The following is a 15,846-nucleotide window of genomic DNA, read 5'->3' on the forward strand; positions in this document are numbered from 1 at the left end:
TGTTCTCGTGGTTGATGAATTGAATTTGGAACCTGTGCCGGCGGTGGAGTCGGTGGGGACTCGGGCGGTGGCTTACTTTCGGTCTTCGTTGGATGACGAGGGGCGATCGGTTGATGTGCAAGGAAGTTTTGTTCGGCGTTGGGCGGCGGCGAATGGGGTGCGGATCGTTCGGGAGTTTTGTAACTCGGGGCCGGCGACGGCGGAGGGTCGGCCGACGCTGGCTGAAATGGTGGAGTAGTGGATCGCTCGACAGGGTGATTTTGACGCTGTGATTTGTTTCGATTGGAGTCGGTTGGGGCGTGTCGCTGGCGATGGGGGCGCGGATCTTGCCGCGGTTTGCGAAGAGAACGGTAAGACTATCTTGATCATTGATCAGGCGTAGCTCTTGTTGTTGTGAAGGTTGATTCTCGCCGATGGCTTTGCCGTTGGCGAGAATTTTTCGTTTTGGCTGCCAACTTTGTTTGTCATCGTGTGACAAAGTCTCGGAAATCTTGGCGACAGGTGTGACTTAGCCGCTTGAGGCCTGTGGGGTGCTTCTCGTAACTGTCTTGTCGATACCCGCCAGCGGTGTGCTGGCGGGAACGACAGAGACTTTTACAGATGGAGCATTCACCTTGGATAATTGGTGGGAAATCGGTGTGCCCGATCCGGATTCGCCGGCGCTCGTTCGAGCGGTGGCGTATTACCGGCACTCGGCACAAGACCGACAGGAAAACTCGATCCCGATTCAACAGGATCAGGTTCGACAATGGGCGCGGGAACACGGCGTCGAAATCATCCGCGAGTTCTGCGATGCCGGAAGATCGGGACTGAACGCCGAAGGACGGCCCGCATTCACGGAGATGATGGAGGAATGGATCGCCAAACGCAACGACTTTGAGTACGTGCTGTGTTTGGACGTTTCGCGGTGGGGTCGGTTTCAAGATATCGACTTGTCGGCTCAATTTTCGGCGATCTGCAAGAAGAACAAGAAACAGGTCATCTACACGACGATCGGCAAGCCGAAAGAGAACGATCCGCTCTATCCGGTCTACGTTCAGTTCGAGAGATTTCGGGCGGCCCAATACAGTCGCGAGCTTAGCGACAAGGTTTGGCGCGGCTGTGTGAAGATCGCCGAACAGGGCTATCTCGCTGGCGGCAAACCGCCATACGGCTTGTCTCGGTTGTTGCTCGATGAGAAACGCGAACCGCTGCATGTGTTGGAAGCTGGCCAACATAAGGGCATCCAAAACCAACGGGTCACGTTGACCGAAGGGCCGCCGGAACAGGTCGCGGTCATTCGCCGGATCTTTGAAGAGTTCGTTGAACGTGGCTACTCGGAGTTCAAGATCGCCGAGGGGTTGAACGACGACGAGATCCCGTCGCCGAGCAACGGCCGCTGGGGCGCGGGTGGTGTAGTCGCGCGGCTTCGTAACGAGAAGTACGCCGGGACGATGGTTTACAACCGTACGTCCGGCAAACTGAAGACGCCAACCCAGCCAAACCCGGTCGAGAAGTGGGTTCGGACGGTGGACGCGTTCACCGGCATCATCGAGTTTGACTTGTTTTTGCGAGCTCAGGAGATCTTTGAGAAACGTAAGCAGCGGTACGACCCGGACTACATGCTGCGGATGCTTGATGCCTTGTATCGGTCTCGAGGGATGGTGCGGCCGGGATTGATCCGGCTCGATGACGACCTGCCGCCGACGTGTGCGTACGCTCGCGAATTCGGTTCGCTCGACCAAGCGTTTCAGAAACTATTCGACGGCGAACGCGACAAAGCCCGCAGCGCTGTTCAAGAACAAATTCTCGGCCACGTGCCCCAGACGCTGGCCTATTCCGATTTCTTGGTGCTCGACCAGAAATTGACCGTTTCGATTCAGCCGGCTGTGCCTGTCCCACACGGCTACGAGTCGTATTGGCCGATTCGCCGCGATCCGCGGCCGGTCATCGACATGACGCTCGGTGTGCTGCTTTCCGAACCGGCCGACTTCAACATCCTCGGCTTCATTGCGTTGCCGCGGTTCGGCTCGGATTCCAAACCGATGCGATTCACCAGCTCTTCCATTCGCACCGAATTGTTCGGCCGAACGGATCTTCAATTCCTTCAACAACTTCTTTAACGGAGACAACCAATCATGGAACCACTCAACAACATTTGCCCCATCACCGATCGCCGGTACGAAGACGTGCCGATCGACAAGGTGAAGGTGATCAACTCGCGGAACCGCGACCAAGAACAATTCGACATGAACGTCGAGAGCATCGAAGGCGTCGGTCTGATGAAGCCGATTCGCGTCAATGACAAGTTTCTCGAAACGACCGGCAAGTACGAACTGATCTGCGGCGAGGGTCGACTGCTGGCTCACAAACAGCTCGGCAAGACGCAAGTGCCCGCCGAGGTGGTGACCTGCACTCGCAAAGAGGCGCTCTTGCAATCTCTGGTCGAGAACATCGCTCGGACCAAACCAGGCAGCATGGATTTCGCTCGCGAGCTGAAACGGCTGCACGACGAAGGCTGGGACTACCCACGCATCGCCAAGGTCGCGTGCAAGTCTGAGCGTTATATCCGCGACTACATTCAATTGGTCGAACAGGGCGAAGAGCGGCTGATACAAGGTGTCGAAGCCGGCATCTTCCCGATCAAGTTTGCGATCCAGGTTGCCTCCACCGACGACTCTCAAATCCAAGCGGTGTTGATGGATGCGTTTGCCGCGGGGCTTGTAACGACCACGAACTTCGGCCAGGCCCGGCGGATCATCTCGGCGCGGGCCAAGCAATCGAAGAAGTCACCCGCCAGCCGCGATTACACGGTCGGCCAGCTTCAGCATGACATCGCGGAAACAACCCGCGTCAAAACTGGGTACGTCCGCGAGGCGAAATCGAAAGAGAACCGTTTCATGACGCTACTCGCTGGTGTCAACACGTTGTTTCAAGACACGGAGCTAATCACGTTGCTGCGAAGACAACAACTTGAAAAGCGGCCCGAACTCGCTGGTGATTTCAGCTTCGACCCAACGACCAGCTCGGAGGTGTCGACATGAGCGCCAACGGCAAACCCAAAGGCATCGACATTTCGATTGTCAAACTCGTGCCGAGGAACGAACGCAAGATCGCCAAGAAGTATCGACAACGGATCGAGGCGAGTTTGCGAGCGGTCGGGCTGATTGAACCGCTGATCGTTTTCCCACTCGACGACGGTTACGAGATTCTGGACGGTGCCCTTCGGTATCGAATCCTATTAGACCACGGGGTCGAAACGGTACCGTGCCTGGTTCACGATGCCCGCGACGGATTCACTGGCAACCGGATGGTCAACCAACTGAGTGCATCGCAAGAGATGCGGATGCTTCGCAAATCGCTCGAAGAACTCGACGAAAAGACGATCGCCAGCGCACTCGGCATGCAGGGCATCGGTCACCGGCTGAACAAGGGTCTGCTTGCCAAGCTTCACCCGGATGTGGTGAAAGCATTCAACGCCAACAAAATCAATTTGCAAACGGCGAAGGAGCTAACGAACGTGAAACAAGATCGCCAACATGAGATTTTGAAGTTGATGGAGTCCTGCAACGACTACTCGACGACGTTCGCTCGCGGGCTGGTGTTGAAGACGCCGGCAAACAAACGAGCAAAAGCCAATGGCAGCAAGACGCCGTGGACGCAGGCGGACGAGAAGAAGAGCCAGTTGCTCAAGAAGCTGCAAGAAGCCGAGCAACAACAGGATTTCTACACCGGGCTTTATCGCCAGTACACCACGAACTTGTTGAAACTGGTGATCTACGTTCGCACGCTGCTCAATAACGCTGAAGTCAAAGCGTATTTGCAAACCAACCATGCGGACCTCGCTCGAATCTTCGAGGAGATCCTCGAAAGCACGGAGGGTTAACGATGCCCAAGAAACGCTGGACTCCCGAGAAGGTGATCGAGGAGCTGAAACGCACGCGGCAGGATGGCCCGAAGATGCATCCGCAGCTTGACGCCGCCGCACGGCGATACTTCGGTAGCGTACGAGCCGCACTCGACGCGGCCGGGCTGCCGTGTGGCAAACGTCCGCCGCCATACAACGATTGGTCGAAGCAAACGGTCGTTGATGCGATCCGTCAGCGGCATAACGATCGCGAGAGCCTGTGGCGGACCAATCGTGAAGACCCGTCGCTCTATTCGGCCGGAAAGCGGTTGTTTGGAACTTGGACCAAAGCACGCGCCGCGGCGGGGCTGCCGAAGCCGACTCGTGACTTTTACTCTCCCGACGAAGTGTGTATGAAGATCATCGAATTGTACGAACGGGAATTGCCGCTCGCGTTCTCATCGCACAATGATGAGAAACTCCGACGCTCAGCGAGAAAGCACTTCGGCGGATGGCGAGGAGCAGTCAAGTCGCTCGGACTGGAGAGCGAACTGCCCAGGCAATGGACCGAGCAAAATGTGCTCGAAGCGATTCGGGAGCGTCGGGCCGCCGGACATTGCCTTTACAAAACGCACGCTGAAGATAAATCGCTGTTCGCAGCCGCAGTGAAACGCTTTGGCGACTGGCAGAAAGCGTTGAAAGCGGCCGGACTAGATGTGAAGACTCGCGAGAAATGGAGCAAAGACAAAGTCATCGAACGACTGCGGGCATTGGGCACCAAGTTTCCAGGCGAGAACATTCGCAACATTGACTCGAACCTCGCTCACGCCGCCGCCCGCAGGTTCGGAACGCTCGGCAAAGCAATCGAAGCGGCCGGCATTGAACCACCGCGGCGACGCTGGACCGAAGATCGAATCATTTCCGCGATCCAGGAACGCTACATCGCTGGCGAGCCGCAACACATCGAGGGTCTTGGTGACATCCCGCTTGCCCAAGCCGCAAAACGTCGCTTTGGTACTTGGGCCGCCGCTGTCGAAGCCGCCGGACTGGTCGATCGCATCACCGTTCGCAAACCGCTGCGTTATTGGACGGCCGACGACGTGATCGCAGAAATTCAGAAATGGCACACCGAAGGTCACGAGTTCAAAGACGTTTGGACCCATTACACCGCACTGGTCAACGCAGCCCGGCGACACTTTCCAACTTGGCGAGCCGCGATGGAAGCCGCCGGGTTCCAATGCGGCAGACGCAACTGGGACCAACCAACGATCATCCGTGAAATCCAGATTCGGCACCGAGCCGGCAAATCATTGACCAGCGATCACCCCGACAACATCAACCTCGCCGCCGCGTCGATTCGTTATTTCGGATCATGGACCGCAGCGAAGCAATCTGCCGGTGTCCCGTCGAAACAAACCCAACGGAAGGTGGCCTCATGATTCGCGAAACCATCATTCGCAAGATCGTCGAGCGTGACGTTGCAGGCGAAAGTTTGCTCGACGACGATGTCCGTCGCGACGACGAACTTCTCCACGTTGCCGCGTGCAACGAATTCGGCGCGTGGAACACGGCACTCCAGTACGCCGGCGTTGACGTTCGCCACGTTGGCGACCGTCGCGACCTAACGCAAGCCCGCGTAGAACAACAACTCCGCCGTTTGTGTACGACAGGCTACGACCTGGGGGCCATGGTGAACCGCAACCGCGACCGCCCGCTCTACGAAGCCGCACTCCGCTACCACGGCACCTGGCGTGCCGCGCTCACTGCTGCCGGCATCAACCTCGCAAACGTCTCCCGCCGCCGTCCCGAGCATTTCGACCGAGAGGCCATGATCCTCTGGATCCGCCAGCGTCAGGCCGCCGGCCAATCCATGACCTACACCGAAGTCTGCCTAGAAAACCGAGACAAAGCCATGGCCATCCGCCGCACGTTCGGAAGTTGGTCCCAGGCGTTAAAGATCGCAAGCAGAGCCGATAACGAATAGCCATCATCAAAAGATAGCCGGAGTACGAACAGGGTGTTGTCAACGGCGCTGCGGTTGGGTTCGGGCAATCAAAAAAAAAAGCGACGCGATTGTTTTTCCAGTTCTTCATCGGGCCACACGATTGGCAGATACATCAAAGATGCTTATGCCACCGGTCCGGCCAAGATACTGTATCTCCGCATGATGATGGAAATTAAACAGTGCCCCGTTACTCCGACAATCCGACTCTCAGACGCTGAATGCTTGATGACCTGACTTTGATGAATTATTCCCCAGAAATTACAAAATCAGAATCCCGCGTTCAGGATACCGTTCTTGATAGTCGCGTTGTTGCTTAATGGTCATCGAGACGTGCCGTGTAGGTTTGATGTCCTTGGCTATCTCAATTTCGAATCCGAGATCGCGCAGTCTTTTGGGCCAATCGTCATGACGGGGCTTTGGTTTCCCAGGAAGTTTGTAGCCAAGATGCGTCAATGCTGTCTTGGCGTGGGCACGCTCGATTTCGTAAGGATAGGGATTGCGACCGAGGCGACGGCGGAGCTGTGACTTCACGCGGGTGCGTCGGTATAGGCCGCCGGCAGGATCAGCTTCCCAATCTCGTAATTTCAAGATGGTTCGATAGGTTGCATCGGTTCGCCGGATAATGGCAGCGCGATTCTTGCCGGTGAATGCGATGGCATCGTATTGGTGCCTCATCAGCAGGTAGATGTCCCATCGATCGGGAATGTCTGGGTAACGATTCTCGCTGCCAATATTTTCCCAACAGTCATTCAGCGGCTTGCAGTGACAGAGAATTGCGTCGTCATACGGCTCGAACTCGGATTTGCGTCCGCTTGCCGGAACGGGTGGCAATAGCCGCTCGTCCACCTCGAATAGGCCATTGACAGCACCTGACCTTGGTTGCAGCAATCCCCGCCAATGCATATTGGCGTGCCGAGGAAGATTGACAAAGCTACTCGACGCCTTGTACCGATTAAGCGGATGCGCAATTGATAGTCGTGTTGCGTTGGTGAACGCGGCGACTTGTTCATGAAGAGATTTACGAGACATCGGTTGGGTCCTTGGGCCTAGCTTAAGTGTTTTGTAAAAACACTCCTGTTCGCCGACAAGACCAATGGGAGTGAATTTACAAAACCCAGTGATCCACCAAGCCTTTTATTTGCTTTTTCTGTTGTTTCTTGCAGATTTAACGGAAAGCATTCCTACGTGCTCTTAAAGGAATAAAGAACGCCGCCAACGTCGGCGTCTCATTTCTCGACTGAGTCTCATCACACGGAGCACGCGAATGAAGATTGGTTTCACTGGTTCTCGCAACGGCATGACCGAACAGCAGAGGACTCGCTTTTGGCAGTTGCTCAATCAAACGTGCGCGTCGGAAGCCCATCACGGCGATTGCGTCGGTGCGGACGCGGACTTTCACGCGATTTGCGTTGAACTTGGCGTTGCAGTGGTGGTTCATCCTCCGTCAAACTCGAAATCACGCGCACATTGCAGTCCCGTTTCGGCAACGCGTCCCCCGCTGCCGTACCTGCAACGCAATCAAACCATTGTTCGTTCGACGGTCGCATTGATCGCGGCGGTGAGCGGGGCAGAACGCGTGCGTTCCGGAACCTGGGCCACCATTCGATTTGCCCGAAAGCTGCAGCGGCCTATCATTCTTGTCCATGCCGATGGACAAGTTACAATCGAGAACGACGCATCGCGACTGTTGGAAAGTACTGCCACGGGAGTCATTCATTCCAAAGACGCATGAACAGGGGCAGGTAGACGCGGCGCTGACCGCCACCGGTCCGTGTGACCAGTTCACCACCCCAGTCCAGTTCCAGCTCGTCCAATCGACGACGCGCAGTCGATTTGGAAACTTGGGCCGCGTCGGCGGCTGCGGCGATCGTGACCCAGTCGGCGGTGCGGTCATAACGGTACTCTTTGATCGACCAGCCGTCTGGTGAGAATGGCCGGATGTCGCGAAAGGGATTGCGACTTTCTTCCAGTTCTCGTGGACCGAATGTGATCTCGATCCAGCGTTCGCGTCGTTGCAGGTGGATCCAGCTTCCTGGATCCTCAGGTGGTGTTGCCATTCGCAGTGCTTGGGCGTACGCGAGCAGGCCCGCATCCCGATCGCAGGGGATCAATGGGCCGACCACAAGCTCGCGACACGCAATCTCGCCTTGGGATTCGAGCCGTTGCTCGCCGACCATCCAATAGATAGTGAACTCGAGACGGATCAGCGTGAGCGAGATCGCTGGATCGTTTTCAATTGGGCGAGTCGATACTTTGGTCAGCTTTGCGGCGTAGGGTTTGTTGGTTTGGAAGTTGTATCGTGTCATGAAGAAAATAGTGTTCGCAGAATTGTTCAGGGAATTCGAGAAAAGAGTAGGCGAGGGAACCGTGCTCCATTGTGAAGCACGGTCCCCTCGCTGATAGATGCTAGATCCACTATCCCCAGGCAACCTTATACGTTTGCGGAGGCAAGAATCTCGGTGATTGCACCGTGTTTCGCCGATTCGACGTTTGCGGCGAACACACGAAACGCTTGGTGTACTCCCACCACAACCCAGGGTCCGTTTTAATCGCCACTTCACCATCCAAAAACCGTTGCCGGATCCCTGTTGCATAGGCGAATGCAACGACCGGATCGTGCCCAATGAGCGGCTCAATTTCCGGAATTCGTTGCTGCAGACGCTCGAGGATGATCGGCCCTAGTTCGTCGTTCACCGTTTGCGTTTGCTCGTCTTCAGTCTCCGTAAAGTAGGACAAGATTTTCATTCGGTATGCGTCAGCGATCTTAGAGGTTGCCAACGAAGCGACGAGTCGTGCATATCGCCGAATCGATGCCTCCGAGTAGTTCATCAGCAATCGGTCCTCGAAGCAAACATTGCGATCGCGCGACTCAGCCTGCCATTGAATGCTGCTGTGGCTCCAAGGACGTTTTGCTCTGGCGGTATAGGCACGCCAATCGTTCAGCTTTTCTTGAAAAATCTCCTCTTCGGTTTTGGGAATCGCACCTGGAAATGCGCTGCGATAGCACCTTAGCGGTCCCGCGGAACGCTTGATTTTGTTTTCAAATCTGGGCCAACGCTCGCATCGGCATTTGATTGCATAATCGGTCGCGTGATGAGCGGAGAGTGTGGCTACCCGAACGTGTTTTTCAAACGCCTCCCATCTCCCACGTATGACCTTCTCGGCGTATCGAATCGCAAGATCCGGATACTCTAAGAACTTTTTCTCGACCTCGGCTTCATGCCGGATTTTGGTTTTGATTGCTTCGTCAACATGAGCGGAGACTCGGTCGTAGCGGTCCGCGCTGAGCTTCCGAACACGGTTGATCTCCACAATCGTTGCATTCGGTGGTCGGCGGTTCCAACGATCTGCAATCTCATGGTGGTGAGCTAGATATCTCTCTCCAACATCGTTGAGCAAAAAGTCGAACGGAAATCCGTAACCGTGACCGCCTGCACAAACGCACCAGCCACATCCCTGCCCCAGTCGCCGGAGTGCCGCTTGGGTTCGCACCCGCAAGACGGTCCAGCGATCGTCCTTGTAGGCCACCTCGGCTCCGCCGGTGACGACCAAATTTCCTTTTCGTATCTGTTTGTCTTCCTCGTCGATTCGAATTATCTCGGTGATCCGTCCGCCGAGCGTTGCCAGAGATTCCGGCGTGTATTGAAAGATGTCGGCGTGATAACCGACGTCTTCCAGTAGCAGACCCGTCCAGCTAAGCGGGGAAAAGTATTTGGCTCCTTTGTGGTGCGTTTCTAGATATCGGGCGACGCGTTTTAGGTCCGCGTCTGTCGGGTTCCATTTGCCGGTCCAGTGCTTGACCAACCAGGCGAGATACTTCTTCTTGGGTGTCGGATCAAGTTCGGCGAGTTCGAGAATCAGCGGCCGAAAATCTGGGTCGTCGTCGAAGTGTTTTTGGAGAAGGAAGTCGATTCGCTTGTCAGCTTGGGAACGCTTGGGGGTCTGATTTACCTTTGGCCTAGGGCGAATTGGGAATGCGTTTGGCGGTGAGTTGTTTGATTCGGACGGGTGCGGCTTGAACGAAGGTGGCGTGATTGTGGCTGCTTTCAAACTAGGCTCCGGGGTGATTCGACGGGGAAACGAAGAAATCGCGCGCACGTGCGCGCGGTTGAATATCTACATGTTGCAAGGGCGCGCGCCGCGTTAACCTCGCGCGGCCCTTCAGGCAGAAAAAATCCGCAGAAGAGGGGGCTATGCCGTCACAACGACCACATGAACGGGCATCCCAGCCGTCTGCATGTGGTCGATCATGTCTTGCGTGCCTGTGCTCTCGCCGTCGTGGATGGCGATCAACGCTTCGCCGACCTCAGCCAAATGGCGATTGGCAATCAAGCCCGCGCCACGACCGAGCTTCCAGTTGGGTTTGATCACAGCGACCGGGATCTCATTACGAGCGGCCCACTGCTCGCCCGCACGATCGGGGCCGCCCGCGCCGCCCGAGATCACCCCGGTAATTTGGAAACCTGATTCCTCGATTGCGGTTTCGAGAATGGTTGCAAGTTGGTCGTAGTCCCAGCGACGAGAACTGATACGGGCAACGCTGCGAGATCCGGCGATGATGACTTTCAAACGGCTGTCTCCAAATTCGGGAAAGTGCTGACCCAACGGTGGGCCTCATTTATTGAAACCGTCGCGATGCTTCAACGGACTCACGTGACAGGTTTTCTGACAGGTTTGGTCCGTCGTCATCGAAGATGCTGAGCAATTGTAAATTTGCTCTCATTTTTAAGCAGTCTCGGCGGGATTAAATTTACAAGCGGCGCGGTTCTGACTCTTGATTCACTCAACTTCACGCTGTCCACCGGCTGACTTAACGCACGCGTCTACGGCGCACTCTTGATAGGTACACAAGCGATGTTTCCTTTTGCCCGGAGTTGCCTATGCCGAGAGTTGCCCCCGCCCCCGTTGATGCCCCGTCCTTTCCTGCCACCGCCGATCAGATCCTGATCCGAAAAGTTGCAGAGCCCGGAGGCTGGCTTAGCAATATGAGTCCGCATCCGATTGTGTATGAAGGGCTGAAATGGTGGCATGCCGAGGCGCTGTTTCAGGCTTTGCGCTTTGCTTCCGATGATGAAGATGCTCGTGAGGCGGTGCGTGAGCCGCGTTCGCCAATGAAGGCCAAGATGATTGCGAAGAGATTTCGGGCCCGCCAAGTGGTTGCGCCGCTGAGTGATCAGGATGTTGAAAATTTGGGGCTCTGCCTGCGGTTGAAAATGGATGCCCATGGCGAGGTGCGGCGGAAGTTGATTGCCAGTGGCGATCGATTGCTGGTGGAAGATTGCAGTGCCCGCGGTCGCCGAGTGAACAATTTGTTTTGGGGTGCCGTGCGCGTGCCAAATGATGATTGCGCGTTTGGCTATGCCTGGGAAGGCCGCAATATGCTTGGCCGCCTTTGGATGGAGGAGAGGGCCATGCTGCAGACCTTAATCAGTTAGTTATGCGTTCTCCGTGGTGGGAGATTGATTTGTGCGGGGCGGTTGCCGCTTGGTCGCCGCCCCGCCCCTCTCACAGCTTCAAACTTGTCAAAGAACCTTCCAAATCTGGAATTCTTTTCTGACTCCCAATATCGTTCTGATTCTTGTTTCCAACCTTCACTTCAACAGGAGCCAACCATTTGGTCATCACTGTTCTCTGTCCCCATTGCGGACGCCCCAACACCGTCCGTGATCGCATCCGAAACGGCACTCAACGCGAAACCTGCCGACACTGCAACAAGAACTTCGGCGTCCAATTCCGAAACGGCGAACTGTACGACATCACTAGGTAGCTCGTCGCTCGTCACCAACTTTCCCCTTCACTCTCAACGGATTCACATCATGCCCCAACTTAAACAACTCCTGTGCCTGTTTTGCCTTCTTCTCATCGCTGGATGCGGCGGCAGCCCAATCACCAAAGATAACTACGCCGATGTCAAAACTGGGATGACGATCGATGAAGTCGAGTCGATTCTTGGAACCGGCACCGAACAGGCGAGCAGCGACGCCAGCTTCGGCGGCATCTCCATCGACATGAAAAACATGGTTTGGCAAGACGAAGACAAGATCATCTCGATTACCTTTTCGCATGACAAGGTAAAAGCGAAATCGCAGATAGGCCTGTGAATCGCCTGGTAGGCATTTGGCCTGCCCTTTTCACGCAACTTGACTGACCGCCTGACTTTCCCCCTGGAGAATCACGTTTGCGAAAGATCGCCAAACTCATCTCACTGTTCTACGGATGCCAGATGCTGCTTGCCAGCCTCGGCATGGCGTTGTACTGCTACCTCGATCCAAACGCGTTCGGAAGTCTCGGCAAGGAATCCGGCATCAACTTGCGGCTGTTCTTATTGACGGCCGGCTTGGTCCCCCAAGCCGGCCTCGGATTGCTTATGATATGGCTCGGCATGCCCAGCCGAAGCCGCATGCGTGCTTGGCGTATTGCACGGACAGCGGTCAAAGAGATTGTTGAAAACTGATTCAATTTCAGGAGTAACTAGGTGAGAAATGTTTTTGTGGGTTTTGACTCAGCATGGTCAGCAAACAATTCAGGAGCAATTTGCGCAGCCACGGTGGAGGACGGCGGACCGATTCAGTTGAGTGTTCCACCCACAACCGCCAGTTTTGAGGCAGCTACGCAGATCATTGAGACACAGACAGCGACATCGACGCAGACAATTATATTTCTCGACCAGCCGCATATCGTGCGGAACCGGTCGGGTTCGCGTCCTGTAGAACGGCTCGCATCCGCACCTGTTGGGCGTCGTTATGGAGGGATCCAACGGTCCGCAACCCATGAGCCTAAAGACCGCGTACCTATGTTCGGTCCAGAAGCGCCTGTTTGGAACTTTGTGAAACGATTCGGCGGGCCTGCCAGTCCGTTTAAGAAGCCGCAAGGCGAGACGGTTGTTTTTGAGACCTACCCAGTTCTTTACATCATCGCGAACAACTGGTTGCTGGATGACAAGCGAGGAACGGGTCGCTTGCCAAAGTACAACCCCGCTCGAAAAAAGACATTTAGCGTCTCTGATTGGATGTTCATCTGCAGCAAGGCTGCAGATCTAGCAGACGACTTGAAGCTAGATGAAATAAGCTTGTGGCTAAAAGAGGCAATGAAATTGGCAAGCCCAAATAAGGCGTGGCAAGACAAGCTGGATGCCGCAATATGCCTTTTGCAGGCGGTCGAATGGCACCAGACTGATAGTTTCCTTGTAATTGGCGATATGGCTACTGGTTATATTGTGACCAAGTCGAGCTCGTTGCTTGAAAATGAATTGGTCTTTCGGTGTGCTGCGTTAGCGAAAGAAAAAAAAGACGGAATTGAGTGGTTACCGGAGAATTGGATCCGAAGAGTTACCAAGCGCAGCAATACACCCTGGAAAGTCGAGTCAGTGAATTAAAGCATGCAAACCCAAATCCTCGGGCTCGACCTCGATGGCACCATCACTGACGCCCCCGAATTCTTTTCGGCCTGGACAAATTCTTGGCCAGGGCGGGTGGTGATCATCACGTATCGGACGGATCGTGAGAAGACGATCCGCGATCTGGAGGAGCACAAGATTCGCTACGACGATCTTGTGCTGGTGGATCGTATGGATGGCAAAGCCGCCGTGATCGCTGAATATGGCGTGACGATGTACGTCGACGATCAACCCGAGATGCTCAAGAATGTGCCTGCAGGTGTGAACGTGATGCTGTTTCGCAACGAAGGCAACTTTGACTTCGGCGACGAACTCTGGATGCTTAGCCAGCAGACCGGCAAGCTTGTGTGCTAAGGAGACAGACGCGTGGAAAAGCAATTTAATCAAGTCGCTGAATTTCATCGCAAGATCGGCGAAACGGTTGCCGAGTCAGCGACGCTGCTTCAGCATGATGCTGAACTCGATGCCGAGCTAGCTCGATCGTTGCGACAGATTGTCGACTCGTTCAATCGAGTCGACAGTCCAACCACACAACTGAGCCGTCGAGCGTTGATGGCCGTCGAGGAGTTGGCCGAGTGGATCGAAGCCCATGTCGCTGGCGACATCGTTGAAGCAGCCGACGCCATCGGCGATCGCCTGTACGTGTTACTTGGCGATGCCGTTGCGACGGGGTTGCCGCTGGAGCGAGTTTTTGACGAAGTGCATCGCTCGAACTTGACCAAGCACGGATCGAGTTCAGAAACTGGCAAGGGCACCAAGACGGAAACGTTTGCTAAGCCAGAACTGGGAAAGCTGTTGGAATCGTCGCTGGTTGATTCGCGAAAGACGTGTCTATCCTGCCGCTTCAAGATGTGGATGGTCGGAATCGGCCAGGGCGTGCAGTGCAAGCATCCTGAAAACCGAACGGCGGAGGGAGAATACCTGCAAATACCGAATCGGACGTTCTCATGCGATCATCATAAATTGGACCACGAGAGCATCATCGATGAGTAATGGTGAACAACCGCAAATCGGTCTTTGGTGGGATAACGGTGCGACGATCGTTGCGTTCCCTGTCTCTCCGGGACACCCCGACTCAGAAACGGGGCTATGCGACAGCGATGATTCGCACAATGACTGCTGGCCCGACGCGGCGATGCTGCTGGACGCCGAACCAGATGATGAGTACTTCTCGGTCCCGCGAGGGCGAGTGAAGTACGATCCCACGCGGAAGATCTCGATCATCTTCCACGGGAATCGTACGGATGAGTCTCGCCTTCCTTTGATTGCTTCCAAATTCCAACTGCAGAAATGGGAAGCTCGCAAGGACGGCCACTATGTCATTTAAAAAACCACGACTCTCGGTGAAACGCTTTTGTCTGCAAGAAATCAACCCGATACTTTCCCAGCTCGAATCATTGCTCTCGATCGCGTGCATCTGGAACAGTGTTTCTGGCCGCGAAGGCGTTTCTTGTGGTTGAGCGTCCGACGACCCGGCAGCCGATTCGCGGTATGTCAGTCCGAACTTGCGGCCCTCTCACGTTGTGACGTGATGCTGCACGAATGGGATGTCGAAGATCCACCGATTCCCCTTCCGCGATTCGTCCTTCAATCTCGCCAGGCGGTCAAGATTGCGAATTGGCTGACAAGGCACAATCAAGTTCTCGCGGGCGGCGATGTGGATCTTGTCATTCAAAGTGAACTGCCCAGCAGTCAACTTTCGGCGATTGTTGAGGTTACCGCGACGACGCTGAATTGGCCGATAGAAAATCAGTCAAGTGTTCGCCCACATCTCCACACGCGCTTGTTACTCGAGATGGCCACGGCCTCGACTTCGCTCGAACAAGAATGGAATCCGTTCGCGGTTCTCCAGCAGCCTCATGCAGTGTCGAAAAGTGTCAATGCGGTGGGCACGCTCTTTCAGTTCCACAATGTGGACCTGGTTGTGTCCACGAAAATCGAGGCGATTCGGAATGGTGTTTCAGAAACGATGCGTCGAGTTGCTAAAAGCATCGTGAGCTCCATTGTCCCTGAAGCGGTGAATAGCAGTGTTGCCGATGCGGCGAGTGATTTCATTGCCGGAGTGATCACCGTTCGTGGCACACAAATCTTCCGCCCCACCACTCTGTCAAAAATGACGTTCGGAACAAACGCAGCGGAACGTTCAATTTTGGTTCTCGAGCCAACGATGGAATGCGTGACGCAACTCTACTCCAATTTTCCCGGCACCATACATTGGTTCGCAACGCGAGTGAATTTTCCTGAAGCGATAAACCTAAAGTCATGGTTACTCTCGCGAGGCGCGTGGATGCTGGAAACAATGCCAGGAGATCTCTGCCTTCGATCGATCAACCGGCGGCCTGATCCAATGAGTGAGGTTCTCCACCATCAAATCCGTCAAGCAAGTTAGGCAACTTGATCAGCCGTGCATTCCATGACCGACACCAAACTTGGCCTCAGGCCTATCCAGACACAACGTCATTCGCTCGACCGCCCTGGCAGTGCCGGCTTATTTGATTTGCACTTTCGGCGAATCACCAGCTATCACCACAACATGTTACCGTCCAATCACTTACAAAGATCGCACAGGATTTCCCGAGCTCTCCCGAGCGGTTTGAGAGAGGTTCGGTTCGCTCAACT

Annotated in this window: 18 protein-coding genes; 14 read left to right on the top strand and 4 right to left on the bottom strand. The window is 55.1% G+C overall.

Features of this window, described 5'->3' with window-relative positions:
* Window positions 1–67 precede the first annotated feature (67 nt).
* The 6 genes from NHH03_RS28385 (at window position 68) to NHH03_RS12715 (ending at window position 5,810) form a co-directional block, all read left to right on the top strand.
* A complete protein-coding gene (locus tag NHH03_RS28385) occupies window positions 68–238 on the top strand; it encodes a recombinase family protein (RefSeq protein WP_390895563.1) in 171 nt (56 codons plus the stop codon).
* Window positions 239–530: 292 nt separating this feature from the next.
* Window positions 531–2,102, top strand: a complete 1,572-nt coding sequence (locus NHH03_RS12695; protein ID WP_253156627.1) for a recombinase family protein — start codon at window positions 531–533, stop codon at window positions 2,100–2,102.
* Window positions 2,103–2,117: 15 nt separating this feature from the next.
* Window positions 2,118–3,023: a ParB/RepB/Spo0J family partition protein gene (locus NHH03_RS12700; RefSeq protein ID WP_253156629.1), complete on the top strand. Its 906-nt coding sequence runs from the start codon at window positions 2,118–2,120 to the stop codon at window positions 3,021–3,023.
* Complete coding sequence (locus NHH03_RS12705; RefSeq protein ID WP_253156631.1) at window positions 3,020–3,865, top strand: ParB/RepB/Spo0J family partition protein; 846 nt, start codon at window positions 3,020–3,022, stop codon at window positions 3,863–3,865. The genes NHH03_RS12700 and NHH03_RS12705 overlap by 4 nt, the downstream gene beginning before the upstream one ends.
* Window positions 3,866–3,867: 2 nt before the next feature.
* Window positions 3,868–5,265: a hypothetical protein gene (locus NHH03_RS12710; RefSeq protein WP_253156633.1), complete on the top strand. Its 1,398-nt coding sequence runs from the start codon at window positions 3,868–3,870 to the stop codon at window positions 5,263–5,265.
* Window positions 5,262–5,810 (top strand): hypothetical protein, encoded by a 549-nt coding sequence (locus NHH03_RS12715; protein ID WP_253156635.1) that lies wholly within the window; start codon window positions 5,262–5,264, stop codon window positions 5,808–5,810. Before NHH03_RS12710 ends, NHH03_RS12715 begins: the two co-directional genes overlap by 4 nt.
* Window positions 5,811–6,089: 279 nt before the next feature.
* Here the strand turns inward: NHH03_RS12715 and NHH03_RS12720 are convergent, their stop codons facing one another.
* The 4 genes from NHH03_RS12720 to NHH03_RS12735 all read right to left on the bottom strand — a co-directional run bounded on the left by NHH03_RS12720 (window position 6,090) and on the right by NHH03_RS12735 (window position 10,400).
* Window positions 6,090–6,860: a hypothetical protein gene (locus tag NHH03_RS12720; protein ID WP_253156638.1), complete on the bottom strand. Its 771-nt coding sequence runs from the start codon at window positions 6,858–6,860 to the stop codon at window positions 6,090–6,092.
* Window positions 6,861–7,540: 680 nt separating this feature from the next.
* Window positions 7,541–8,137, bottom strand: coding sequence for a hypothetical protein (locus tag NHH03_RS12725; protein WP_253156640.1), 597 nt, complete (start codon window positions 8,135–8,137; stop codon window positions 7,541–7,543).
* Window positions 8,138–8,246: 109 nt separating this feature from the next.
* On the bottom strand, window positions 8,247–9,881 hold the full coding sequence (locus tag NHH03_RS12730) for a hypothetical protein (protein ID WP_253156642.1): 1,635 nt from the start codon (window positions 9,879–9,881) through the stop codon (window positions 8,247–8,249).
* A 141-nt stretch (window positions 9,882–10,022) separates the two neighbouring features.
* The gene (locus NHH03_RS12735) at window positions 10,023–10,400 is read right to left on the bottom strand and encodes an SLOG family protein (RefSeq protein WP_253156644.1); all 378 of its coding nucleotides are present in this window, start codon (window positions 10,398–10,400) and stop codon (window positions 10,023–10,025) included.
* A gap of 311 nt (window positions 10,401–10,711) precedes the next feature.
* Here NHH03_RS12735 and NHH03_RS12740 point away from each other — a divergent pair, with 311 nt between their 5' ends.
* From NHH03_RS12740 to NHH03_RS12775, 8 genes are all read left to right on the top strand, one after another.
* Window positions 10,712–11,266, top strand: a complete 555-nt coding sequence (locus NHH03_RS12740; protein ID WP_253156646.1) for an NADAR family protein — start codon at window positions 10,712–10,714, stop codon at window positions 11,264–11,266.
* Window positions 11,267–11,647: 381 nt separating this feature from the next.
* Window positions 11,648–11,932: an outer membrane protein assembly factor BamE gene (locus NHH03_RS12745; protein ID WP_253156648.1), complete on the top strand. Its 285-nt coding sequence runs from the start codon at window positions 11,648–11,650 to the stop codon at window positions 11,930–11,932.
* 77 nt (window positions 11,933–12,009) lie between these two features.
* A complete protein-coding gene (locus NHH03_RS12750) occupies window positions 12,010–12,285 on the top strand; it encodes a hypothetical protein (RefSeq protein ID WP_253156650.1) in 276 nt (91 codons plus the stop codon).
* Between the two features lie 21 nt (window positions 12,286–12,306).
* Window positions 12,307–13,206: a DUF429 domain-containing protein gene (locus tag NHH03_RS12755; protein ID WP_253156652.1), complete on the top strand. Its 900-nt coding sequence runs from the start codon at window positions 12,307–12,309 to the stop codon at window positions 13,204–13,206.
* Window positions 13,207–13,209: 3 nt separating this feature from the next.
* Complete coding sequence (locus NHH03_RS12760) at window positions 13,210–13,581, top strand: hypothetical protein (protein WP_253156654.1); 372 nt, start codon at window positions 13,210–13,212, stop codon at window positions 13,579–13,581.
* Window positions 13,582–13,593: 12 nt separating this feature from the next.
* A complete protein-coding gene (locus NHH03_RS12765; RefSeq protein ID WP_253156657.1) occupies window positions 13,594–14,220 on the top strand; it encodes a nucleoside triphosphate pyrophosphohydrolase family protein in 627 nt (208 codons plus the stop codon).
* Window positions 14,213–14,554 carry a hypothetical protein gene (locus NHH03_RS12770; protein WP_253156659.1) on the top strand — a complete coding sequence of 114 codons (342 nt, stop codon included), beginning with the start codon at window positions 14,213–14,215 and terminating at the stop codon, window positions 14,552–14,554. The genes NHH03_RS12765 and NHH03_RS12770 overlap by 8 nt, the downstream gene beginning before the upstream one ends.
* 201 nt (window positions 14,555–14,755) lie before the next feature.
* Entirely contained in the window at window positions 14,756–15,616 is an 861-nt protein-coding gene (locus NHH03_RS12775; RefSeq protein ID WP_253156661.1) for a hypothetical protein, read from the top strand.
* Window positions 15,617–15,846 lie beyond the last annotated feature (230 nt).

The sequence above is a fragment of the Stieleria tagensis genome (assembly GCF_024129865.1).
GTDB lineage: Bacteria > Planctomycetota > Planctomycetia > Pirellulales > Pirellulaceae > Stieleria > Stieleria tagensis.